17 protein-coding genes and 1 pseudogene are annotated in these 22640 nt (G+C 71.9%); 9 read left to right on the top strand and 9 right to left on the bottom strand.

Annotation, left to right across the window (positions count from 1 at the left end; translation table 11 throughout):
* Window positions 1-127: 127 nt before the first annotated feature.
* Window positions 128-1585, top strand: coding sequence for a nucleobase:cation symporter-2 family protein (locus ACZ7MX_RS30350; RefSeq protein WP_472136631.1), 1458 nt, complete (start codon window positions 128-130; stop codon window positions 1583-1585).
* Window positions 1586-1680: 95 nt separating this feature from the next.
* Here the strand turns inward: ACZ7MX_RS30350 and ACZ7MX_RS30345 are convergent, their stop codons facing one another.
* Entirely contained in the window at window positions 1681-2568 is an 888-nt protein-coding gene (locus ACZ7MX_RS30345; protein WP_472136629.1) for a chitosanase, read from the bottom strand.
* Between the two features lie 303 nt (window positions 2569-2871).
* On the opposite strand from ACZ7MX_RS30345, the gene ACZ7MX_RS30340 reads away from it, so the two are divergent.
* Window positions 2872-4275, top strand: a complete 1404-nt coding sequence (locus ACZ7MX_RS30340) for a M20/M25/M40 family metallo-hydrolase (RefSeq protein ID WP_472136628.1) — start codon at window positions 2872-2874, stop codon at window positions 4273-4275.
* Between the two features lie 32 nt (window positions 4276-4307).
* Here the strand turns inward: ACZ7MX_RS30340 and ACZ7MX_RS30335 are convergent, their stop codons facing one another.
* The gene (locus ACZ7MX_RS30335) at window positions 4308-4853 is read right to left on the bottom strand and encodes a MarR family winged helix-turn-helix transcriptional regulator (RefSeq protein WP_472136626.1); all 546 of its coding nucleotides are present in this window, start codon (window positions 4851-4853) and stop codon (window positions 4308-4310) included.
* Between the two features lie 72 nt (window positions 4854-4925).
* Here ACZ7MX_RS30335 and ACZ7MX_RS30330 point away from each other — a divergent pair, with 72 nt between their 5' ends.
* A complete protein-coding gene (locus ACZ7MX_RS30330; RefSeq protein WP_472136624.1) occupies window positions 4926-5642 on the top strand; it encodes an SDR family NAD(P)-dependent oxidoreductase in 717 nt (238 codons plus the stop codon).
* A gap of 29 nt (window positions 5643-5671) precedes the next feature.
* Here the strand turns inward: ACZ7MX_RS30330 and ACZ7MX_RS30325 are convergent, their stop codons facing one another.
* The 4 genes from ACZ7MX_RS30325 to ACZ7MX_RS30310 form a co-directional block, all read right to left on the bottom strand.
* The gene (locus ACZ7MX_RS30325; RefSeq protein WP_472136680.1) at window positions 5672-6766 is read right to left on the bottom strand and encodes a M20 family metallopeptidase; all 1095 of its coding nucleotides are present in this window, start codon (window positions 6764-6766) and stop codon (window positions 5672-5674) included.
* Between the two features lie 411 nt (window positions 6767-7177).
* Window positions 7178-8806 carry a malate synthase A gene (aceB, locus tag ACZ7MX_RS30320; protein ID WP_472136622.1) on the bottom strand — a complete coding sequence of 543 codons (1629 nt, stop codon included), beginning with the start codon at window positions 8804-8806 and terminating at the stop codon, window positions 7178-7180.
* 285 nt (window positions 8807-9091) lie between these two features.
* Window positions 9092-9670, bottom strand: a complete 579-nt coding sequence (locus tag ACZ7MX_RS30315) for a nucleotidyltransferase family protein (RefSeq protein WP_472136678.1) — start codon at window positions 9668-9670, stop codon at window positions 9092-9094.
* Window positions 9671-9842: 172 nt separating this feature from the next.
* Window positions 9843-10067: a hypothetical protein gene (locus ACZ7MX_RS30310; RefSeq protein ID WP_472136620.1), complete on the bottom strand. Its 225-nt coding sequence runs from the start codon at window positions 10065-10067 to the stop codon at window positions 9843-9845.
* Between the two features lie 398 nt (window positions 10068-10465).
* Between ACZ7MX_RS30310 and ACZ7MX_RS30305 the strand changes: the two genes are divergently transcribed.
* Both ACZ7MX_RS30305 and ACZ7MX_RS30300 read left to right on the top strand, forming a co-directional pair.
* Window positions 10466-12334, top strand: a complete 1869-nt coding sequence (locus ACZ7MX_RS30305) for a serine/threonine-protein kinase (protein ID WP_472136618.1) — start codon at window positions 10466-10468, stop codon at window positions 12332-12334.
* A 199-nt stretch (window positions 12335-12533) separates the two neighbouring features.
* A complete protein-coding gene (locus ACZ7MX_RS30300; RefSeq protein WP_472136677.1) occupies window positions 12534-12824 on the top strand; it encodes a DUF5955 family protein in 291 nt (96 codons plus the stop codon).
* 88 nt (window positions 12825-12912) lie between these two features.
* Here the strand turns inward: ACZ7MX_RS30300 and ACZ7MX_RS30295 are convergent, their stop codons facing one another.
* Window positions 12913-13716 (bottom strand): IclR family transcriptional regulator, encoded by an 804-nt coding sequence (locus ACZ7MX_RS30295; protein WP_472136616.1) that lies wholly within the window; start codon window positions 13714-13716, stop codon window positions 12913-12915.
* A 268-nt stretch (window positions 13717-13984) separates the two neighbouring features.
* Between ACZ7MX_RS30295 and ACZ7MX_RS30290 the strand changes: the two genes are divergently transcribed.
* The 4 genes from ACZ7MX_RS30290 to alc all read left to right on the top strand — a co-directional run bounded on the left by ACZ7MX_RS30290 (window position 13985) and on the right by alc (window position 18986).
* Window positions 13985-14773, top strand: coding sequence for an aspartate/glutamate racemase family protein (locus ACZ7MX_RS30290; RefSeq protein ID WP_472136614.1), 789 nt, complete (start codon window positions 13985-13987; stop codon window positions 14771-14773).
* 42 nt (window positions 14774-14815) lie between these two features.
* Window positions 14816-16372 carry an NCS1 family nucleobase:cation symporter-1 gene (locus ACZ7MX_RS30285; protein ID WP_472136612.1) on the top strand — a complete coding sequence of 519 codons (1557 nt, stop codon included), beginning with the start codon at window positions 14816-14818 and terminating at the stop codon, window positions 16370-16372.
* 146 nt (window positions 16373-16518) lie between these two features.
* Window positions 16519-17862, top strand: a complete 1344-nt coding sequence (allB, locus tag ACZ7MX_RS30280; RefSeq protein ID WP_472136611.1) for an allantoinase AllB — start codon at window positions 16519-16521, stop codon at window positions 17860-17862.
* Window positions 17859-18986, top strand: a complete 1128-nt coding sequence (gene alc / locus ACZ7MX_RS30275) for an allantoicase (protein WP_472136609.1) — start codon at window positions 17859-17861, stop codon at window positions 18984-18986. The genes allB and alc overlap by 4 nt, the downstream gene beginning before the upstream one ends.
* Before the next feature lie 799 nt (window positions 18987-19785).
* On the opposite strand, the gene ACZ7MX_RS30270 is transcribed toward alc, so the two are convergent.
* Both ACZ7MX_RS30270 and ACZ7MX_RS30265 read right to left on the bottom strand, forming a co-directional pair.
* A complete protein-coding gene (locus tag ACZ7MX_RS30270) occupies window positions 19786-20466 on the bottom strand; it encodes a thiaminase II/PqqC family protein (protein WP_472136607.1) in 681 nt (226 codons plus the stop codon).
* A gap of 178 nt (window positions 20467-20644) precedes the next feature.
* A pseudogene (locus ACZ7MX_RS30265) lies at window positions 20645-22564 on the bottom strand (beta-N-acetylglucosaminidase domain-containing protein); the annotation flags it as partial.
* Window positions 22565-22640 lie beyond the last annotated feature (76 nt).

Here is a 22640-nt window from a genome sequence, read left to right as displayed (position 1 = left end):
CCACAAGCGCGGCTCCACCACTTGACGCTCACCAGGCGACTTCCCCCACACGCACCACATGGCAAGCCCTCCGTGACAGCCTCGCCTCGCCGGCCCCGGCGACGCAGAAATCGACAGGAGGCCCGCAGTGGCCGCAAGTACCGGGCAGAAGTCGGAGGGGGACCGGAAGCATCCGGTCGACGAGACCCTCCCGCCCTTCAAGATGTTCACCAGCGGCCTGCAGCACGTGGCCGCCATGTACGCGGGTGTGGTGGCCCCGCCGATGATCGTGGGGCCGGCCTGCGGGCTGAGCGCCACCGAGACCGCGTTCCTGATGGGCGCCAGCCTCTTCACCGCGGGCATCGCCACCCTCCTGCAGACCCTCGGTTTCTGGAAGGTCGGCGCCAAGCTCCCGTTCGTCAACGGCGTCTCGTTCGCCGGCGTCACACCGATGGTCGCCATCGGCAAGGCCCAGAGCCCGGAGCACGCGCTGCCGATCATCTTCGGCGCGGTGATCGTCGCCGGGGTGCTCGGCTTCCTCCTCGCCCCCTACTTCTCCAAGCTGGTCCGGTTCTTCCCGCCGGTCGTCACCGGCACCGTCATCACCCTGATCGGCGTCTCCCTGCTCCCGGTCGCCTTCCGGTGGTCCCAGGGCGGCAACGAGGCGGCGCCCGACTACGGTTCGCTGACGAACATCGGGATGGCCGCGCTGACCTTCCTGATCGTGCTCGTCCTGCGCCGGGTGCTGCGCGGCTTCCTCCAGCAGATCGCCATCCTGCTCGGCCTGGTAGCCGGCACCCTGATCGCCGTCCCGGTGGGCATCACCCACTTCTCCGCGATCACCAAGGCGAGCCTGATCGGCTTCCCGACGCCGTTCCACTTCGGCGCCCCGGAGTTCGACGTCGCCGCGATCGTGTCGATGTGCATCGTGATGCTGGTCTGCATGACCGAGTCGACGGCCGACATGCTCGCCCTCGGCCGGATCGTCGACCGCCCGGCGGACGAGCGCACCATCGAGGGCGGACTGCGCGCCGACACCCTCGGCACGGCGATCAGCCCGCTCTTCAACGGCTTCGCCAACAGCGCCTTCGCCCAGAACATCGGCCTGGTCGCGATGACCAAGGTGCGCAGCCGGTTCGTGGTGGCGACCAGCGGTCTGATCCTGGTCGTGCTGGGACTGTGCCCGGTGGCCGCGTCGGTCATCTCGCTGGTGCCGCTGCCGGTCCTGGGCGGCGCCGGGATCGTGCTCTTCGGCTCGGTGGCCGCCAGCGGCATCCAGACGCTGGCCACCGCGGCGATGGAGAAGGGCGACAACGCGCTGATCGTCGCGGCCGCCGTCGGCATCGGCCTGATCCCGATCGCCGCGCCGGACTTCTACCACCACCTCCCCAAGGACCTGCTGGTCGTGCTGGACTCCGGCATCAGCACCGGCTGTCTGGTCGCCATCGTCCTCAACCTCGCCTTCAACCACTTCGGGAGGCGGGACCCGGAGGCAGCGGCCGGAGAGACCGCGGAGGCCGCATCCGGCGATCCACAGATCCCGCAACAACCCGACCGCAGCGCGGTGGACGACAGCGGGGAACCGGCGACCACCCCGGCCCACTGACGTTGGGCCCGGCGGCATTACGGAACCCGCACGGCTACGGCCCGTAGGGAAGCGGCAACTGCCGTTCTCCTACGGGCCGTTCTGGTTCTCGTGGCTCAGCCGATGTGGTAGCTGTCCCCGTAGACCTTCCAGTCCAGCGGGGTGTGCAGATCGAGGTTGCCGTTCTTGAGGAACACCCGCTGCTCGGTGTCCACCCGGCTGGTGTCGCTGTGCGCCTCCTCCTGCTTCATCGCCCAGGCCCGGGCGTCGAGGAAGGCATTGAGGTACGTCTTCTCGTCGCCGCCCTGGGCCGGCGGCTTCGCCTTGGCCAGCGCCCGCTTGCGGATGCCGGAGAAGCTCGTCGGGTCGTCGCCGTCCCCGTGCATCACCAGCGCGTCGTAGTACGCGAACTGGCCCAGGGCGCCGAGCCCGTCGGCCTTGCCCCGCTTGACCGCGGGGTTGAAGTAGACCCGGTCCCGCTCGTCGTTCTGGGCCTGCTGGAACGCCGGGTCCTGGGCGGCCTTCTTCCAGTCCTTGGTGTAGTGGGGGTCCAGGCCCTCGTGCGAGTCGCTGCCGTCCACCTCGCGCAGTGCGGGGAGGTACTTGGCGAGGACGTTGCCGGGCTTGCGCTGGGTGTAGAGCTCGACGAGTTCCAGCATGTCGTGGGTGCCGGAGGTGAAACCGATGATGCCGCCGGTGTAGCCGCGGCCGTCGCCGATGTCCTCGATGTACTTGTACTGGGCCTTCCAGTCCAGCGAGGAGTTCTCCGCGCTGGAGACGAGCTGCATGGCGATCTCCTTCTTCGCCGGGTCGTCCAGGCCGGTCGCGGCCCGGGCGGTCCGCGCGGCGTCGTGGGCGGCGGCCGGGCGGTGGTGGTCGGCGGGTATCGCCGTGGTGGCGACGGCGGTGGCCGGTACGGCGACGAGGGCGAGGCCCAGGGCGACCCGGACGCTGGTCCGGGAGAGCAGGGGGCGGGTCCTGCCGGCTGTCGATCGGGTGCGCATGGAGTTGGTCCTCCAGTCAGGCGAGCCGTGGGGGGTTCGGGATTCCCCAATCGTTAGGAAGCTTTCCTACCAGACTTGAGGGAGGTCGTACAGCCGCCCGGGCGTACCCAACTCCCGTTCGCCGACCCACCCTTGCCCACTCCGGTGGTCCGTGCGGCGGCCCAGGGGTGACCGGACCGCGCCGGCCGCCGCCCCGCCTCCCGCCCCTCGCCCCGCTCTGGCCGATATGCTTCCTTCGCCCTGAAATGACGTCAGTGCTGCAGGTGCGCGCACCGGTCCGGTGCCACGGAGAGGGGTTCCGCGGTGAATCAGGAAGCCAACGATCCACCCGCCCGGGGCTCCGGCGCCCCGTCCCTGGAGGACACCGTCGACGCCCTGATGGACGGGGTGTGTGCCGACCTCAAGCGGCTCGCCGCCATCCCCTCGATCGCCTTCCCCGGCTTCTCGCCCGAACCGGTCCTCCAGGCCCGCGACCTCGTCGTGGCCCTCCTCAGGGACGCCGGCGTGGCCGACATCGGCGAGCTCAACCTCCCGCACACCGCCCCCGTCATCACCGGCTCCGTCCCGCCGCCCACCCCCGACGCCCCCACCGTCCTGCTCTACGGCCACTACGACGTCCAGCCGCCCGGCGACGAACGGCTCTGGTCCTCACCGCCGTTCGAACCCACCGACATCGAGGGCGGTATCCGCGCCCGCGGCATCGCCGACGACAAGGCCAACCTCCTGGTCCACATCGGCGCGCTACGGGCCTACCGCGGCCGCCCGCCGGTCGGCATCCGGATCGTCTTCGAAGGCCAGGAGGAGTACGGCAGCGCCTTCGAGGACTACCCGCCCCACGAGCCCGACCTGTTCGCCTGCGACGCGATGATCATCGCCGACACCGGCAGCATCCGCCCCGGCACACCCACCCTCACCACCGCCCTGCGCGGCTCGGTCGTCGTCCACGTCGAAGTCCGCACCCTCAACGCCGCCGTGCACAGCGGCGAGTACGGCGGTGCCGCCCCGGACGCCCTGCTCGTCCTGCTCAAGGCCCTCGCCACCCTCCACGACGTGCACGGCGACGTCGCGGTCGAGGGCCTGCGCCGCGAACCGTGGAACGGCACCACCTTCACCGACGACGAGTTCCGCGAACTGGCCGGCGTCCCGGACGGGACCCCCCTCATCGGCTCCGGCGGCCTGGGCGAACGCCTCTGGAGCGGACCCGCCCTCACCGTCACCGGCCTGGACGCCCCCTCCGTCGAGCGCGGCGCCTCGGCCGTCGTCCCGTACGCCCGCGCCAAGCTCAACCTCCGCATCCACCCCCGGCAGGACCCGCACCAGGCCCGGACCGCCCTCGTCCGCCACCTGACGCGCCTGCGCCCCTTCGGCATCCCCCTCACCGTCACGCCCACCGACGCCGGCCCCGGATACGAGGCGGCCACCGACGGTCCCGCCTACCGTGCCGCCCGCACCGCCCTGCGCCGCGCCTGGGGCGCCGAACCCGTCCACACCGCCACCGGCGGCTCCATCCCGCTCGTCAACGGCCTGGCCCGGGCCGTACCGGACGCCGAGATCCTGCTCTTCGGCGCCGAGGACAACCTCTGCAACCTGCACGCCCCCGACGAGCGCGTGCTGCTCTCCGAACTCCGCGCCGCCCTGCTCGCCGAGGCGGCCTTCTTCGCCGAATACGCCGCCACCCACCGCGCCGGCACCGGATCCGCCCCGTGACCTCCCCGGTGCCGGGCGCCCGAAGGACCGGCTCAGTCCCCGGCGAGGGATGTGCGCCGTCGGACGTCGGTCATCAGCTTCTCCAGCAGCGTGATGAGGGTCGCACGTTCGTCGGCCGACAGATCGCTGACGAGGGTGGCCTCGCGGCCCAGGACGGCGTCGACGGAACGCTCGATGAGGGCATGGCCGTCGGGCGTCAGTGACACCAGCACGGTGCGGCGGCCGGTGGTCCCCGGGCTCCGCCGGACCAGGCCGTCCCGCTCGGCCCGGGCCACGCGCTGTGAGATGGCTCCCGCGGTCACCAGCGTCAGGTCGGCGATCTCGCGGGTGCTGAGGGTGTACGGCGGTCCCGAACGCCGGATGACGGAGAGCAGGTCGAGGGTGGCCGCATCGATCCCCGCCTCGCGCAGTACCCGGTTGCGGTCATGGGCGAACAGCTTCGCCAGCCACCACAGGGGCGTGACGATCTCGATCGACTCCGTGGGGGTACCGGGGCGTTCCCGCCGCCAGGCCGCGGCGATCTGCGCGGCCGGATACGAGGGCACGAAGTCCCCTGATGCAGCGGTGGGTTCAGCCACGGTTGCGACCCCTTGATCCCTTGCGTGTACGGTTGTGTTTAGACCTAAACGTAGCAGCGAGGGGGAGGAACCATGACCCGCACCGTGCTCGTCACCGGAGGAACCAGCGGAATCGGCCGCGCGATCGCCGCACGCTTCGCCGCCGACCACGCGGAGGTCCACATCACCGGACGCCACGCCGACACCGTCGAACAGGCCGCCGAGGAGCTCGGCGTACGGGGTGCGGTCTGCGACGCGACCGACCCCGGGCAGGTGACCGAACTCGCCGCCCGCTTCAGCGAGTTGGACGTCCTCGTCAACGCGTCCGGCGGTCTGCCCCAGGGAGCGCCGGGCGACGGAACGGGCCTGGAGGCGGTACTGGCCCAGTGGCAGGCCAACCTGGCACAGAACCTGCTGGGCGCGGTCCTGACCACCACCTCGGTTCAGGACAAGCTCACCGCGGGCAGTTCCGTCCTCAGCATCGGCTCGATCGGGGCCGAGCGCGGAGGCGGCTCCTACGGTGCGGCCAAAGCCGCACTGGCCGCATGGAACGCCGCACTGTCGGCCGAGCTCGGCCCCCTCGGCATCACCAGCAACGTCATCTCCGCGGGCTATATCGCCGGCACCAACTTCTTCCGCGGCCGGCTGACCGACGAGCGGCGGAGCGCGCTCGTTGCCGAGACGCACAACAAGCGGCCCGGCACGGTCGAGGACATCGCCGAGACGGCGTACTTCCTCGCCTCCCCGGGCGCCCGGCACATCACCGGCCAGACCCTCCACGTCAACGGCGGTGCCTTCACCACACGGTGAGGCCGCGACCCGGCGCGGGCCCCGCCCTCCTACGCTTCCTGAAGTGCCTTCACCAGTCCGGCGACGAGGTGCGCCCGCTCCGCCATGGTGTCGACGACCAGGTACTCGTGGTCGGCGTGGGCGCCGCCGCCGACCGCCCCGAGGCCGTCGAGCGTGGGCACCCCGAGTGCGGCCGTGAAGTTGCCGTCGCTTCCGCCGCCGACCGCCGTGGCTTCGAGGCCGGGGAGCAGCCGCCGGGCCAGCGCGAAGAGCCCGGCCGACGCCGACCCGGGCATCGGCGGGCGGCCGATGCCTCCCGCCACCGTCAGCTGCGCCTCGTCGAGATGCGGAGTCAGTGCCGCGAAGGCGGATTCGATGCGTTCCTTCTCGTCGGCCGACTCGACCCGGACGTCGACGATCACGGTCGCCTCCGCGGGAACGACGTTGTCGAGGGTGCCTGCGGACGCGACGGTCGGGGTGACGGTCGTGCCGATCCCGGGTCGGCCGAGTGTCGCGATGTCCAGCACCTGGTGTGCCGCCTCGACCAGGGCGTTGACCCCGGCCGCGGGCTCCAGGCCGGCGTGCGACGCCCGGCCCTTGATGACGACCTGGAACGTGCCGCAGCCCTTGCGGCCGGTCTTCAGTGCCCCGCCGTCCGCGGCGCCCTCGAAGACCAGCACGGCGCCGCACGCGAGCGCTCGTTCTTCGATCAGCGCACGGGAGGAACGGGAACCGACCTCCTCATCCGCGGTCACCAGGATCTCCACGCCCGACCGGTCGTCGAGCGCGGCCAGGCCATGAACGGCCTGCACCAGACCGCCGAGCATGTCGAAGACCCCGGGCCCGGTGGCACGCCCGCCCTCGACCCGGAACGGGCGGCGCTCAAGGGTGCCGAGCGGAAAGACCGTGTCATGGTGCCCGAGGATCAGCACCTTCGGATCGCCGCCCCCTGACCAGCGGACGTGCGGTCCGGCCTCGCTCTCCACCAGAACGGCCCGCCCGCCGAGACGGTTCTCGATGACGGCGGCCACCGCCTTCGCCGACACCCGCAAGGCGTCGAGATCACGCGAGGGAGACTCGATCTCGACGAGTGTCCTGAGGTCCTCAAGCATCGCGTCGACGCTCACATCGACCGCCTTGTGCATCGTCACGCGGCAAGCGTACGCGGCAGCCTCACCACCCGGCCCTCCGCTCCCAGGACGGCGGTGGCAACTCCGGAGCACCCACTGCCCGTCGAGCCGCACCCGGAACACCAACTCCTCGCCGGACCCGACGACTTCATATCCCGACCGCCCGCCAGCTCCGCCGGCGACGCCCACTCCCGGAGCGCGAACCGCCGTCCCTCACCCAGCCCGACAGGACGTAAGCCGCCGCCCCTGACCAGCACTTCATGCGCGCGTAGCGCTTCGTGATCCTTCATGTGCACATCGTAAGATCCGGCACTGACAACGCCGCCCGGGCCCAGGTCACCGCACCGTGCCGGCGAGGGCGCCCGGGGCGTGCCGAAGGGCCGGTACGGAAGTGCGTACCGGCCCTTCGGTGTACCCGCGGGGTGCTCAGCCGAGCAGTTCGTACGCCGGCAGCGTCAGGAAGTCCGCGTAGTCCGCGTCCAGGGAGACCTTGAGCAGGAGGTCGTGGGCCTGCTGCCACTTGCCGGAGGTGAAGGCGTCCTCGCCGACCTCGCCGCGGATGGCGGCGAGTTCCTCGTCGGCGATCTTGCGGACCAGGTCGGCGGTCACCCGCTGACCGTCCTCGAAGGTCACCCCGGCGTCCACCCACTGCCAGATCTGCGAGCGCGAGATCTCGGCGGTGGCGGCGTCCTCCATGAGGCCGAAGATGGCGACGGCGCCCAGACCGCGCAGCCATGCCTCGATGTAGCGGGTGCCGACCTGGACGGCGTCCACCAGGCCCTGGTAGGTGGGCTTGGCGTCCAGGGAGTCGATCGCGATGAGGTCGGCCGCCGCGACGGAGACGTCCTCGCGCAGACGGTCCTTCTGGTTCGGCTTGTCACCGAGGACCGCGTCGAAGGACGCGCGGGCGACCGGGACCAGGTCGGGGTGGGCGACCCAGGAGCCGTCGAAGCCGTCCCCGGCCTCGCGGTCCTTGTCGTTCTTGACCTTGGCCAGCGCCTTCTCGTTGGCCTCCGGGTCGCGGCGGTTGGGGATGAAGGCCGCCATGCCGCCGATCGCGTGCGCACCGCGCTTGTGGCAGGTGCGGACCAGCAGTTCGGTGTAGGCGCGCATGAACGGCGCGGTCATGGTCACCGCGTTGCGGTCCGGCAGGACGAACTTCTCGCCGCCGTCGCGGAAGTTCTTGACGATGGAGAAGAGGTAGTCCCAGCGGCCGGCGTTCAGCCCGGAGGCGTGGTCGCGGAGTTCGTAGAGGATCTCCTCCATCTCGTACGCCGCGGTGATGGTCTCGATGAGGACCGTGGCGCGGATGGTGCCCTGGGGGATGCCGACGTAGTCCTGCGCGAAGACGAAGATGTCGTTCCAGAGGCGGGCCTCCAGGTGGGACTCGGTCTTCGGGAGGTAGAAGTACGGGCCCTTGCCCAGGTCCAGCAGCCGCTTGGCGTTGTGGAAGAAGTACAGGCCGAAGTCGACCAGGGCGCCGGGGACCGGGCGGCCCTCGAACTGGAGGTGCCGCTCCTGAAGGTGCCAGCCGCGCGGGCGCATCACGACGGTCGCGAGCTCCTCGGCGGGCTTGAGGGCGTACGACTTGCCGGACTTCGGGTCGGTGAAGTCGATCCGGCGCTCGTAGGCGTCGATCAGGTTGATCTGGCCACCGACGACGTTCTCCCAGGTGGGAGCGGAGGCGTCCTCGAAGTCGGCGAGCCAGACCTTGGCGCCGGAGTTGAGCGCGTTGATGGTCATCTTCCGGTCGGTGGGGCCGGTGATCTCCACCCGCCGGTCGTTGAGCGCGGCGGGCGCCTCGGCGACCTTCCAGCTGTCGTCGGCGCGGATCTGCGCGGTCTCCGGGAGGAAGTCCAGCGCGCTGGTCCGGGCGATCTCCGCACGGCGCTCGGCGCGACGGGCGAGCAGTTCGTCACGGCGCGGGGTGAACCTGCGGTGCAGCTCGGCGACGAAGGCGAGCGCGGCGTCGGTGAGGACCTCGCCCTGCCGTTCCGGGGTGTGGGCGGGGTCGACTTCGACGATGGCCAGCGGGGACGGCGCTGGTGCGGACATGAGCTGTCACTCCATTCAGCGGCGGTGCCTGGCGGCCGCCGGGACGCCGGGCGGCACGGGGTGCCGCGGGCTCCGGGATACGGTCGCGGGCGCCGTCTGGATTCAGGGCGCTTCTGACCAGTGGAGACTAGTTTCCTTATCGCGGAACTTCAATGGTTTGTTGATGTCGAGATTCTCAGGGTCGACAGAAGTGGAGATCGAATGGCGCTCGGTGCCACACCGGTCACTCTCCATCACAGGCCCCCAACAGGTGTGCAGCCTTGGTGAATCGCGCCGCCCCGGGTGTCACTCCAGGCGGTACAGGTCCTCCGGGGTGTCGATGTCGTACGGCTCGGCGATGTCGCCGCACTCGACCAGCGTGAGCGCGTTCACATGCTGCTGGAGGTAGGCGCGGGCGCCGCGGTCGCCCTCCGCGGTCGCGGCGATCCCGGCCCAGCGCCCGGCCCCGAAGAGGACGGGGTGGCCGCGCCGGCCGTCGTACGCGGCCGCCGCCAGGTCCGCCCCCGCGGTGTACGCCTCGATCAGCCGGGCCACCGCCGCGGGGCCGATGCCCGGCTGGTCGACGAGCGACACCACCACGGCGTCCGCCCCCTCGCCGGCCAGTGCGGCGAGCCCCACCCGGAGCGACGAGCCCATGCCCTGCGCCCAGTCGGGATTGACCGAGACGCCGTATGCCGCGAGGTCGGCCCGGGCGCGTACGGCATCGGCGGCCGCGCCGAGCACGATGTGCACCGGCCGGCAGCCGCCGTCCCGCAGGACCCGGGCCGCGTGCTCGACCAGCGGCCGTCCCCGGTGGTCGAGCAGCGCCTTCGGCCGTCCCCCCAGACGCCGGCCGCCGCCCGCGGCGAGCAGCAGACCGGCCACCCTCCCCTCGGGCCGGGACGTCGTGCTCCGCGCCTGTGACGCTGCGGAGGTGTCGATCGCTTTCCAGGTTTCGGTCGCTTCGGAGGTGTGGTGCGGCGATGTCGGTGCCATGGGGACTGCTTACCTCATGGCACCGCGCCTCGTGGGCCGTTGGCCGTCGTCACCCGTGGGGTCAGGCCACGTCGTCGGCGCGGCGCTGGCGGGGGATGTTCGGCCGGAACCGGTCCCTCAGGTCGTGCGTGCGTTCCTCTGCGCGCCGCCGCTCGGTCACGTAGCGGTGTATGTGTTCCAGGGTGATTTCCGATGCGTCGGAAAGGCCGTACGCGCGGCAGATGAGCGTCACGACGCTGACGTCATGACGGTTCGGTCCGGTACCGGGGCCGGGTTGGGGCTCCATGCGGTTCTCCGATCCAGTGATATGCCGGATATTTCCTCGGAGGGAAGAATGCTCCATCTTGCCCCTCTGTACGCATCGGTCCGGCCGCGCCCACGCCAACGGGTGGCGGGGGGAACGTATGTACACACCGCTCATGACGCATGGTCAGTTCGGTACGGGGAACGGGCGCGTGACGCCTGCGCCGGCGCATCCTTGAGGCCCGCCGCCGAGCCCTGACCGCAGCCGGAGTTGCCGCGAAAAGCGGTCGCGAAACCGGCTCTTCGGACAAGGCGCCCCCCGGTCGGCCGGCGATGTCACGGTGCCGCGTGCGGCCGGATAAGGTTCTGCCCCGTTGCGGGCAATCGTGGCCGTCTGCCGGTGGGGTGGACCGGGCCATTTTCTGAAGTCGGGGGACGTTCGTGGTGAACAGTGTGGGCTCGTCCGGGATCTTCCAGCCGCTGGAGGGCGACGACCCGCGGGCGATCGCGGGCTACCGCCTCACGGCCAAGCTCGGTTCCGGCGGCATGGGCAAGGTCTACCTCTCGTACACGCCGGGCGGCCGGCCGGTGGCCATCAAGGTGATCCGGCCCGAGTTCAGCGAGGACGCGGAGTTCCGCCGCCGCTTCAAGCAGGAGGTGCAGTCCGCACAGCGGGTGCAGGGCCTGTTCACCGCGCCGGTCATCGACAGCGACGCGGACGGCCCGAGCCCCTGGCTCGCCACCGCCTACGTCCCCGGCCCCTCGCTCTCCGCGGCGGTCGCCGAACACGGCCGGCTCCCGGTCCCCACGGTCCTGCTGCTGGTCGCCGGCATCGCCGAGGCGCTGCAGGTCATCCACGGCGCGGGCATCGTGCACCGCGACCTCAAGCCGTCCAACGTGCTGCTGGCCGCGGACGGCCCGCGGGTGATCGACTTCGGCATCGCCCGGGCCGCCGACGCGACCTCGCTCACCAGTAGTGGCGTCACCGTCGGCACGCCCACCTTCATGGCGCCCGAACAGGCCGCCGGCAGCACCGTCAGCCCGGCCACCGACGTCTTCGCGCTGGGCCAGGTCGCGGCGTACGCGGCCATCGGCACCCCGGCGTTCGGTGAGGGCACCTCGCACGGCGTGCTCTACCGCATCGTCCACGAGGAGCCGGACCTGACCGGACTCCCCGAGGAACTGCGGGAGTTGGTCGGCCGTTGCCTGGCCAAGGACGCCGCGGACCGGCCGTCGGTGGCCGAGGTGATCGAGCTGTGCGGGGCGGCCTCCGGGCAGACGCAGCTGCGCCGTCCCGAGGACTGGCTGCCCAGCGCCGTCGCCGCCGACATCACCACCCGGACCGCGGCCCCGGCGCCCGTGCAGACCCCGCCGCCCCCGCTGGAGGCCCCGACCGCGGGCGCCCCGGCCCGGCCGGCGCAGCCGCCCGCGCCGCCCGCCCAGCCGCCGGTCCAGCCGGCGCCCACCGTCCCGCCGGTGCCGACCCAGTTGAACCACCCGCAGACCCCGCCGCCGGGCTTCGGCCCCGCGGCCTACGCACCGACCGTCGCCGCCACGGGCCCCACGCCCACCGCGTCCGCCCCGACCGTCGCCACCCCGGCCGGCCCGACGGCCACCGGCCCCACCGCCGCCTACCCGGCCGCCGCCGTGCCGGCCCCGCAGCCGCCGAAGAAGAAGCGCAAGGGCCTGGTCACGGCGCTGGTGCTGGTCTGCCTGCTGGCCTTCGCCGGTGCCGGCGGCGGGGTCGTCTACGCGCTGATGAAGGACAACGGGCAGACGAAGAAGAACCAGGCCGACGGCAGCACCAAGGCCAAGAGCAGCGGTGCCTCGGCGACGCCGAGCGCGGACCCGACCGCCACGCCGGGCGGGGACGGCACGAGCACGCCCGCCGCACCCGTGCAGGACCCGACGCCGGTCGACTTCAAGGACATCAACCTGCCGGACGACTACCACCTGTCCATGGCCGACGAGTCGATGAAGCCGACGAACTCGGACAACGACACCGACGTCGACTTCTCCTACCAGGACAACAGCTACTCGGACGACCAGGTCGGCACCGAGAACGGCAAGCTGGTGCTGCTGAACCAGGGCGAGCAGGGCTCCCTCGACACCTGCCGCAACGAGACCCGGTTCACCGAGAGCATCCTGACCAAGCAGCTCACCAAGGGCGCGCAGATCTGCCTGACCACGGACTACGGCCATGTCGCACTGATCACCTTCAAGGGCTTCGCACCCAAGTCCGACCCCAGCAGCTACATGACCGTCGACGTCCGCGTCTGGCGCAACGCGGTCCAGCCGAAGCAGGACTGACCCGCACCACCGCACCCGCACCACCTCCCGCCGCCCATCCCCTCGAAGGGGGTGGGCGGCGGAGACGTTCGACCCGGTGGTTTTTCGCGCTCCGTGTGGCGCAGGCAGCACGCGGTGGCGTTAACTGTCCCGCATTGTGGGACGGGCAACGGCCCGGGAGGGCGCCGTCGTTGTGGAACAGCTGCAGGGGGGCGTACGGGTGACCGGGGCCGACGGGGACCCGCGGGTGGCGGAGCTGCGCGGGGCGGTGGCCCGGCTGCGGCGTCAACTGGCCGTGCTGCCGGGGGAGTTGCCGGACCGGGCGGCCGCCGACGAGGAGCTGGCCGCGCTGGATGCGATGGTCAGTCACGGACTGCCGGAGGTGCCCCGGCTGCGCCGCTCGTTACTGCTGATCGCCGGGGCGGTCGGCTCGGTGAGTGCGCTCTCGCCCGCACTGAGCGAGGTGCGCGCGGGCATCGACCGTTTCGGCCGGCTACCGGGCGGCCGGTGACCGGGGCGCCGGTGATCAATACGGCCAAAGACCGGGACAGCCGGTGACCGGGGCGCTCGTGCCGCCCCGGCCGGGGGTCTGGACGGCGTTACGCCGGTGTCTGGTTGGCGAGGGCGACCGACAGCTGGGCCGCGACGTCCTGCAGTACCGGGACGATCTTGTCCGTCGACGCCTCCGTCACCCGGCCGGTCGGGCCGGAGATCGAGATGGCCGCGGAGGTGGGGGAGTTGGGCACCGGCACCGCGAGGCAGCGGACGCCGATCTCCTGCTCGTTGTCGTCCACCGCGTAGCCGAGCCGGCGGACGTCGGCGAGCGCGTCCAGGAAGCGCTCCGGGTCGGTGATCGTCTTCTCGGTCGCGGCGGGCATGCCCGTGCGGCCGAGCAGCGCGCGGACCTCCTCGGGCGGGTGGTTGGCCAGCAGGGCCTTGCCGACGCCGGTGGAGTGCGGCAGGACCCGGCGGCCGACCTCGGTGAACATCCGGACCGCGTGCCGGGACGGGACCTGGGCGACGTAGACGATCTCGTCACCGTCGAGCAGCGCCATGTTGGCCGTCTCGCCGGTCTCCTCGACCAGGCGGGCCAGGAACGGCCGGGCCCAGGTGCCCAGCAGGCGGGAGGCGCTCTCGCCGAGCCGGATCAGCCGGGGGCCGAGCGCGTACCGGCGGTTGGGCTGCTGGCGGACGTACCCGCAGGCGACGAGCGTGCGCATCAGGCGGTGGATGGTGGGGAGCGGCAGCCCGCTGCTGCCGGACAGCTCGCTCAGGCCGACCTCGCCACCGGCGTCGGCCATCCGCTCCAGCAGGTCGAAGGCGCGCTCGAGGGACTGGACGCCGCCGCTGGCGCCTGCGGGCTTGGCTTCGGCGGCGGAGGTGCTGGCGCTGGACGGCGGCACGTCGCGTTCCTTTCGGGGCGGGTCAGATCGGTCTCGGCTGGGACTTGCGGGCGCCGGGCCCGACCGCGCCAGCCTACCGGTCCCCCTACGTTGACACATCGCCCTTCGCACACTCGTTCTCGCCGGTCAGGCCCTCTTTGTCCCACCGTAGGGGGTGTCGGACAGGCGGGTAGCCGCGATCCCTTGACGGTGCCAGTGGCCGTAGCTACGTTCTGCTGCGCGAAACCTACTGTCCATTCTGTGGAATCCTCCAAATCGTTGGAGCGTCATGCGCATACTCGTCATGAACCCGAACACCACGGCTTCCATGACCGCGTCGATCCGCGCCACCGCCACCGCGGCCGCCGCCCCGGGCACCGAGATTCTCGCCACGGAACCCCTGTGGGGACCCGTAGCGATCGAGGGACATTTCGAGGGCTACCTCAGCGCCGCGGCCGTCCTCGACCGGCTCGCCACCCTCGATACGCCCTTCGACGCCCTGGTCATGGCCGGTTTCGGCGAGCCCGGCCGGGAGGGCGCCCAGGAACTGCTCGACGTCCCCGTACTGGACATCACCGAGAGCGCCGCCCAGATGGCGATGATGCTCGGCCACGCCTACGGCGTCGTCACCACCCTCGACCGCGCCGTACCGCAGATCCAGGACCGGCTGCTGACCGCCGGACTGCTCCAGCGCTGCGCCGGCGTCCGGGGCACCGGGCTCGGGGTGCTGGAGCTGGAGGAGGATCCGGAGCGCACGGTCGAGGTGGTCATCGAGACCGCCCGTGCGGTCGTCCGGGCCGGCGCCGAGGTCATCTGCCTCGGGTGCGGCGGGATGGCCGGACTGGACGAGAAGGTCGCGGCGGAGCTCGGGGTGCCGGTCGTCGACGGGGTCGCGGCCGCGGTGAAGTTCGCCGAGGCGGTCGTCGGCCTCGGGCTGGCCACCAGCAGGAGCCGCAGTTTCGCCCCGCCCCGGCCCAAGGTCATCGGCTCCTGGCCGCTGAGCACCCACCTCGACCTGGGGCGGGCCCCGGGCTCTGCACGTAACACCGATTTTTCCGCGCAGACATCAGACATCTGACAACCACGCCCTAAGCTCCACCCAACCTGCCTGGGAGGACACGTGACGACATCCCCGCAGCACCCACAGCACCCGCAGCCGGACCCGCGCCTCTTCAACGCCGACCTCGCCCCGGCCGCCAAGCGCACCTGGGGCACGTACAGCATCTTCGCGCTCTGGATGTCCGACACCCACGCGATCAGCAACTACGCCTTCGCCGCCAGCCTCTTCGTGCTGGGGCTGCCGGCCTGGGAGGTCTTCCTGTCCCTGCTGGTCGGCATCACGATCGTCCACCGGCTGATGAACCGCATGGGCCACGCCGGCCACCGGACCGGCGTGCCCTATCCCGTGCTCGCCCGCGCGAGCTGGGGCGTATACGGCGCCAACATCCCCGCCCTCCTCCGGGCGGTCATGGCCGTGGCCTGGTACGGCATCCAGACCTGGCTCGCCTCGACCGCCGTGGTCCTGCTGACCCTGCAGATCGCGCCGGGCCTGGAGGCGTACCACCACAACTCGGTGCTGGGGCTGTCCACCCTGGGCTGGACCGCGTTCATGGTGATGTGGGGCCTGCAGGCCGTACTGCTGACCCGGGGCATGGAATTCATCCGCAAGGTCCAGGACTTCGCGACCGGGCCGGTGGTCTGGCTCGTGGTGCTGGCGCTCGCCGTCTACCTGGTGGTCAAGGCGCACGGGGAGATCTCGCTGACCCGCAGCCTCACCGGGCTCAGCGGATCCGCGCAGCTCCACCAGAGCCTGATCGCGGTCAGCCTGACCGTCGCCACCTTCCTCACCCTCGTCCTCAACTACGCCGACTTCGCCCGCTTCACGCCCGACCACCGCTCCTACCGCCGCGGCAACCTGATCGGGCTGCCGGTGAACTTCACCGCCTTCGCGGTGGTCGCCGTACTGGTCACCGCGGGCACCATCGCGGTCTTCGGGGAGGCGATCTACGACCCGGTGAAGGTGATCCAGAAGATCGACGACCCGGTGGTCACCGTGATCGGGGCACTGGCCTTCATCGTCGCCACCATCGGCATCAACGTCGTCGCCAATTTCGTCTCGCCCGCCTACGACTTCGCCAACCTCGCGCCGAAGTACCTCGACTTCAAGCGCGGCGGCATGATCACCGCGGTACTGGCCGTCCTCGTCATGCCCTGGAAGCTGTACTCCTCGGCGCTGGTGATCCAGTACTTCCTCGGCGCGCTGGGCGCCTTCCTCGGCCCCCTGGTGGCGATCCTGCTCGTCGACTACTACCTGGTGCGCCGGGGCCGGATCGACGTCGACGCGCTCTTCTCGGCCGATGCCGCGGGCGCCTACTACTACCGCCGGGGCTACAACCCGAAGGCCGTGATCGCCTTCCTCCCGGCCGCCGCGGTCTCCGCCGCGCTCGCCCTGGTGCCGGCCTTCGACATGATCGCGCCGTTCTCCTGGATCTTCGGGATGACGCTGTCCGGCGGGATCTACGCCGTGGTCTCCCGCGGGGCACGGGTGCCGGCCGGGACCGGTCCGATCCCGGACGGGATCATCCCCGCGCAGGTCAGCCCCGCGTCGGAGGGGCGGACGGGCGGCCCGCGGGTCGCCGGCCCGGCGGTCGCGCCGGTGGCCGCGGAAGGGTCTTGACGGGCCGGGGTCCGGAGTGAAGACTCATTCAACAGACTGTTGAATCCAGAATTCCCGATTCCGAATTCCGGATCCGGCTGCGCCGACGGCGGCATTCCGCCGCGCCGCCACGCGACCATGAAGACACGATATGAGGAGGGGACCGGGTGTCCGAGATCGAGCTGGTACTGCGCTCCACGCGCGTCGTGACGCCGGAGGGCACGCGCGCCGCGTCCGTCGCCGTCAAGGACGGCAGGATCGCCGCGGTGCTGCCGCACGACGCCGAGGTACCGGCCGGGGCGCGGCTCACGGACGTCGGCGACGACGTCCTGCTGCCCGGCCTCGTCGACACCCACGTCCACGTCAACGACCCCGGCCGCACCGAGTGGGAGGGCTTCTGGACGGCCACCCGCGCGGCCGCGGCCGGCGGTATCACCACCCTCGTCGACATGCCGCTCAACAGCCTGCCGCCGACCACCACCACCGCCCACCTCGACACCAAGCGCGAGGTCGCCCGCAGCAAGGCACACATCGACGTCGGCTTCTGGGGCGGCGCCATCCCCGGCAACGTCAAGGACCTCCGCCCGCTGCACGACGCCGGCGTCTTCGGCTTCAAGTGCTTCCTCTCGCCCTCCGGCGTGGAGGAGTTCCCCGAGGTCGACCGGGAACAACTGGCCGCCGCGCTCGGCGAGATCGCCGGCTTCGACGGACTGCTGATCGTGCACGCCGAGGACCCCGGCCACCTCGACGAGGCGCCCGAGCCGCACGGTCCCAAGTACGCCGACTTCCTCGCCTCCCGCCCCCGCATCTCCGAGAACGAGGCCATCGCCGGGCTCATCGTGCTCGCCAGGCAGCTCGACGCCCGGGTCCACGTGCTGCACCTGTCCTCCAGCGACGCACTGCCGCTGATCGCCGCCGCCAAGCGCGAGGGCGTCAAGGTCACCGTCGAGACCTGCCCGCACTTCCTCACCCTGACCGCCGAGGAAGTCCCGGACGGCGCCACCGAGTTCAAGTGCTGCCCGCCGATCCGCGAGGCCGCCAACCAGGACGCCCTGTGGGAGGGCCTGGCCGACGGCACCATCGACTGCATCGTCTCCGACCACTCACCCTCCACCGCCGACCTCAAGACCGCCGACTTCGGCGCGGCCTGGGGCGGCATCTCCTCCCTCCAGCTCGGCCTGCCCGCTATCTGGACCGCGGCCCGCGAGCGCGGCCACAGCCTCGACGACGTCGTGCGCTGGATGTCCACCGCCCCCGCCGCCCTCGTCGGCCTCGGCCGGAAGGGCGCCATCGAGGCAGGCCGCGACGCCGACTTCGCGGTGCTCGCGCCCGACGAGACCTTCACCGTCGACCCGCAGGCCCTCCAGCACCGCAACAAGATCACCGCGTACGCCGGCCGGACCCTCTACGGCGTCGTCCGGTCCACCTGGCTGCGCGGCCGGCAGATCAACGACGGCACCACCCTCGCCGAGCCCACCGGCGAACTGCTCGAAAGGCCGCACCGCGCATGACCACCGACGGCATACCCCGCTACACCGGCGACGCCGGCCCCTACCAGGGCGGCGACCCGTACGCCGACTACCGCACCCCCGGCGCGGCCGGCTTCCCCTTCACCCACCTCCCCGACCTCGCCGACCGCCGGCTCGGCGCCGGCGTGATCGCCGCCAACGACGAGTTCTTCGCCGAGCGGGAGAACCTCCTCAAGCCCGAGCCCGCCCAGTTCGACCCCGAGCTGTTCGGCCACAAGGGCAAGATCATGGACGGCTGGGAGACCCGGCGCCGCCGCGGCACCGACGGCGCGCACCCGTTCCCGGCGGACGACGACCACGACTGGGCGCTCATCCGGCTCGGCGCGCCCGGCGTGCTCCACGGCATCGTCGTCGACACCGCCCACTTCCGCGGCAACTACCCGCAGTCCGTCAGCATCGAGGGCACCTGCGCCGAGGGCACGCCCTCGCCCGAGGAACTGCTCGCCGCCGACGTGGCCTGGACGCCGCTCGTCCCGCGCACCGCCATCGCCGGCCACGCCGCCAACGGCTTCACCGTGGACCCCACCCGCCGCTTCACCCACCTGCGGCTCAACCAGCACCCCGACGGCGGCATCGCCCGCCTGCGGGTCCACGGCGAGGTCGTCCCCGCCCCCGACTGGCTCGCCGCGCTGGGCACCTTCGACCTCGTCGCGCTGGAGAACGGCGGCCGGGTCGAGGACGCCTCGGACCGCTTCTACTCCTCGCCCACCCACACCATCCAGCCGGGCCGCTCCCGCAAGATGGACGACGGCTGGGAGACCCGGCGGCGCCGCGGAGCCGGCAACGACTGGGTCCGCTACCGGCTCACGGAGCAGTCCGTGATCCGCGCGGTCGAGATCGACACCGGCTACCTCAAGGGCAACGCGGCCGGCTGGGCGGCCCTCTCCGGCCGCGACGGCGAGGACGGCCCCTGGACCGAACTCCTGCCCCGCACCCGCCTCCAGCCCGACACGGTGCACCGCTTCCTGCTCGACGGCGCGCCCGCCGTCACCCAGGTCCGGCTCGACATCTTCCCGGACGGCGGCATCGCACGCCTGCGCCTCCACGGCTCCCTCACGGATGCGGGCTACGCCCGCCTTCGGGGTGCCTCCCACGTGGCTGGCTGACCCGTCCGCTGCGCTTTGCGGTGCCTCCCACGTAGTTGGCTTTCCCGCCGTCGGGGTTGGTCGCCGTTGTGCGCCTTGCGGCGCCGCGTACGTGGCTGTCTGCGGCGCCGCGGGTGTTGTTCGCCGTTGCGCCTGCGGCGGGCTGGTGGGTGTCGGGTGCGGTGACGGGCCTCCGGGGCCGGTTGTGTGGACTGCTGTCGCTTTACGTCCACACAACCGGCCCCTCCGGCCCGTCCCCTCCCGTTGGGGGAGGGGAATGCGGTGTGTGGGGGTGGACGTTGAGGCATGCAAGGGGGCTTGGCTACCCCTACGGGATCGTCGAACAGAACCCGTAAGGGTCGCAAGGGCCCCCTGCGGGGCCACAACCAACCGGGCTGGGCGAGGCATTCCCAAAACCTCACGGCACCAGGTGTTCACGCAACGACGCGCGCCCCCACACACCTTCACACTCCCCCAACGGGAGGGGACGGGCCGGAGGGGCCTTGTTCGTGGACGTAAAGCGTCAGCAGCCCACGAACAAGGCCCCGGAGGACCGTCACCGCACCCACCACAAACCCAGCCCGCCGCAGGCGCAACGGCGACCAACACCCGTGGCGGGACGGCCAAGTACGTGCGGGGCGCCGCAAAGCGCAACGGCCAGACGCCCCGCGGCGCCGTAGACAGGTACGTGCGGGGGCGCCGCAAAGCGCAACGGCGAGACGACCCGCGGCAGGAATGACGGGTACGTGCGGGGGCCCGCAAGGGCACAACGGCGAGCCCCGCGGCGCAGCAGACAGGTATGTGGGAAGGCAGCCAAGCGCTAAGCGACCGTGTCCCAGAACATCAGCTCGTACGCCTGGAGCAGGCGGCCGTAGCGGTGCGCTGTGGTCGGCTCGGTCTGGCCGGTGTCGAGGGCGTGTTGGACCGCCGCGCGGGCCTGTTCGGAGACCGCCGGGGCCGGCGTGGCGAAGAAGCGGAAGAATCCGCAGGCCTCCTCGGCGAAGCCGTAGTGGTCCCGCATCGCGGACTCGACGACGGCGCACCAGCGGCTCCACGCCGCGAAGTTGGCGGTCAGCGCGATGGCCACGTCGGCCGGTTCCGCACCGAGGGCGAGACGGGCAGCGTAGGACGGATACGCCTGGCAGCCGGGCCGCGGCTGGTACTCCTCGATGTCCCGGGCGGTCAGCCCGCACGCGTCGGTCAGTCCGGCCAGCTGACGCAGGGCCAGCGTCTCGCCCTGCTCAAGCAGCTCGAAGAAGTCGGCCACCGGCGGATCGGCGTCCGCGCGCCGCGCCAGATGCCGGAAGCTGAGGCGGTCCGCCGTGATCACCTGGTGCTGTTCCAGGGCGAAGGTGGCGAACACCGAACGCGGAGCCTCTCCCGCCTCGATCCGCGCGACCAGCCGGTTCGCGTCGTCGTCCGGGGCGAGGGCCCGCACCGCGTCGTCGAGCACGGCGGCCGCGTCCGGGCGAGGGGCACCGTGGGCGGGTGGTCGGGGCATGGCGCGGTCTCCTCCGGGGGTGGGCGCGCGGACCCAGATATTAGGACGCGGGAGGCGGGGGACCACGTCAGGCGCCCGGACGCGGCGTGCCGGAGCCGGCCCTCCGCGTGCCGGAGTCGGCCCTCCGCGTGCCGGGAGCCAGCCCGCCGCGTCCCGCGCCGTCACCTCAGTCGGCGGTCTTGTCGTACCCGGCGACCGCGTCGTCGACGAAGGCGTCCAGCACCTTGTCCGCCACCACCACCGGAACCCGCTTCCCCTTCAGATCCACGTACACGAAGGACTTGGCGGTCTTCACCTGCTCCGGAATGCGCTCCCGCAGTTCCTTGGCCCGGGCCTCGTCGCCTGCCTTCGTCGCCTCGATCAGTGCCAGCGCGCTGCGTCCCGCGATGCCCCAGGCGTGCGTCGCGTCCAGCCAGGGGCCGCTGTCGTCGACGAAGCCGCGGTCGGCCAGCCGGGCGCGCAGCACCGAGGGCGCGTCCTGGAGGGTACGCAGCACCGCGTCCAGCCGTCCCGCGTTCCCGTCCGTGCGGAACGTGCCGATGGCGGCGGCCAGTTCGGGTGCCTGCTGCGGATTGAGCGAGGAGGCATAGCTCGCGTCCGCGAAGGCACGCAGTGCCCGTCGGGTCCCCGCGTCGTCACCGGCCAGCTCGTTGAGCGCGGCGCCCCAGGAGGTACGGGCGTCATAGGCCCTGTCGTTCCACGCGTAGTCCGCCACCGTGTACAGCGCGATCTTGGACGCCGCGGGCTGGATCATCGGGTTCGCGGTGATCCCCGCCAGCTCGCCGGGCAGTCCCTTCTCCCGGCCGTTGAACGGGCCGAGCAGCAGCCGGCTGGTCACGTAGTCGTTGACCGGGTAGTTGTCCCAGGTCAGGATCGGGTGGCCGAAGACCTCCCGGGCCTGCTCGGCCTGAGCGACGGTCATGGTGGGCGCTATCACCCCGACGCCCGTCCACTCCACCACCACGTTCTTGTCCAGCTGGGTGGCGAGCGCCTTCTTGTACGGCGTGGGTTTCACGTCGTAGTACTCGGTCGGCACCATCTCCAGCGGGCGGGCACCCGGATGCCCGGCGATGAAGTCCTGGTTGACGCGGTTGAGCAGATGGGCCTGCGCCGCGCCGGCCGCTCCGCCACCGGTGCCGAACTTGTCCTGGTCGGCCGCGCAGTTCCAGTGGGTGTAGCTGATGTCGTCCAGCGGCACGGCGAAGTCGCGCACGCCGATGTCCCACAGTGTCCTGAACTTGGCGGTCAGCGCCTTGAGGTCGGCGTCCGAGCTGTAGCAGACCGAGAGGCCGGGGGAGAGGGCGTAGGTGAAGTCCACATGGCGGGCCCGGGCCCGGTCGACCAGCTCCTTGAGCTGCCCGAGGCGGTCCGCGGGGTAAGGATCGCGCCACTTCTCCCGTAGGTAGGCGTCGTCCTTGGGCGAGTAGACGTAGGTGTTCATCTTGTGCGCGCCGTAGAAGTCGAGCTGGTCGAGCCGGGCGCGGTGGGACCAGGGCGTGCCGTAGAAGCCCTCGATGACGCCGCGCAGCGGGGTGGCCGGCCAGTCCCGTACGGCGGTGCCCGGCACCTGCCCGCCGAGGTGGTCGCGCTGCGGCAGCAGCTGCCGGAGCGACTGCGCGGCGTAGTAGCTGCCGGTGGCGTCCTTGCCCGCCAGCGCGATCCGGCCGGCGCCGACGGCCAGCGCGTAGCCCTCGGCGGGCAGCCCGTCGGTGCCTCGCGCGCCCAGGTCGCGGAGCGCCCGCGCGGCGTCCGGCCCGTCCACGTAGACCGTCAACTGCCCGCTGGCGGGCGCCCGGCCGGCCCGTACGACGCGGTCGGCGCCGGCGGCCTCGAGGGACCGCTCGACCAGTTCCAGAGCCGCGGGATCGGCCTTCGGGCCGGCGACGACGGTGGCGGTCGGGGTGATGACCGCCCGGCCGGGCAGGCGGTGTGCGGACTGCGGGACGGGGGTGATGGCGTCGGCGGCCGCGGGCCGGTCGCCGGCGCTCTCCCGGTCCGCGTGCCGGCCGGTGCCCGGCGGTCCGGTCATGCCCGTGAGGGGCAGGACGGCCAGCGTCATGGCCAGCGTGGTGGCCGCCGCGGTACGCGTACGGTGCATCCTTCGGTCCTCCTCGGTGCGACGAGGTGCAGGGACGAGGTACAGGGACGAGGTAGGGCAAACGGGTACGGGGCGA

This window comes from Streptomyces sp. NPDC107765, assembly GCF_055657085.1.
This window is presented reverse-complemented; position numbering and strand designations above follow the sequence as displayed.